The 1,098-nt window shown below is 54.7% G+C and carries 1 protein-coding gene; it reads left to right on the top strand.

Annotated features, from left to right (window positions below; genetic code table 11):
• Positions 1–51: 51 nt before the first annotated feature.
• Positions 52–1,098: transposase (locus tag BIZ36_RS20690; RefSeq protein WP_187459757.1), on the top strand; the 1,047-nt coding region annotated here is incomplete at its 3' end.

Below are 1,098 nucleotides of genomic sequence, written 5' to 3'. Positions count from 1 at the left end.
AAAAAACGGTCTTGATCATTGCCGTTCGGTAGATCGATCGTAACTTTAGGTATGCAGGGAAAAAAGGATTACCAGGAAAAACTGTTCGCACATTTCCAGTTGAGCGAGCGTATACCCGAGAACAATTTCTACAGGCGTTTGAAAGGGGCTTTGGACCTTGACTTTCTCTACCCTTTGACCAAGGGGTATTATGGCGAAAGCGGCCAGAAGAGCATCGACCCGGTGGTCTTCTTCAAACTGTGCCTTGTGGGCTATCTGGAGAACATTATCAGCGACCGCAAGCTGATCGACCATTGTTCGATGCGCTTGGACGTCCTTTACTTTATCGGCTACGATATCGACGAGGAGCTGCCATGGCATTCTACGATAAGCCGTACGCGCCAACTGTTCCCGGAAAGTGTGTTCGAGGAAGTCTTCACCAAGGTTTTGAGTATGTGCGTGGACAAGGGTATGGTCAGCGGGCATACCCAGGCGATCGACAGTGCGCCGGTAAAGGCGAACGCGAGCATGGATACCTTGGAACTGAAGGTACCGGAGGAAGAGCTGCAAGAACACCTGCGGAAGGTGCGGGTCCTTAGTTCGATGGATAAAGAAGTGCCCCATCGCAAGAGCAAGGGCGACAGGTCGGATAAAGGACAACGAAGTGTTACCGCCAACGCCAATGAGCTCTCCGCGATAAAGGGCCGCAACAAGAAGTGGGCGAAGGACCAGGACCAACGGCCGGGGGCCGGTAACAAGGGGGCCAAGTATACCAGTAACAAAACACATTACAGCCCCACGGACCCCGATGCGCGTATAAGCGTAAAGCCGGGCAAGGCGAGAAAGCTGAACTACCTGGGCCAACTGAGCGTTGATACGGCCCACCACGTGATCACCGACATCAGGGCCTACCATGCGGACGGGAAGGACAACCAACACCTCCCGGACATCGTAAAGCGCGTAAAACGCAGGCTCTGGAAAGAAGGCCTGGTATGGGAGAACTGCGTGGCCGACACGGGGTACAGCAGTGGGGAGAACTACGCCTTTCTGGAAGCCCGGGGACTGAAGAGCTTCATCCCGCCCCATGGCACGTACAAGGGTGGTCCGGACGGGTTCACC

Source organism: Cytophaga sp. FL35, assembly GCF_014349235.1.
In the GTDB taxonomy this organism is placed as follows: domain Bacteria; phylum Bacteroidota; class Bacteroidia; order Flavobacteriales; family Flavobacteriaceae; genus Euzebyella.
The sequence above is the reverse complement of the archived record's forward strand: the minus strand, read 5'-3'. Positions and strand labels throughout refer to the sequence as shown.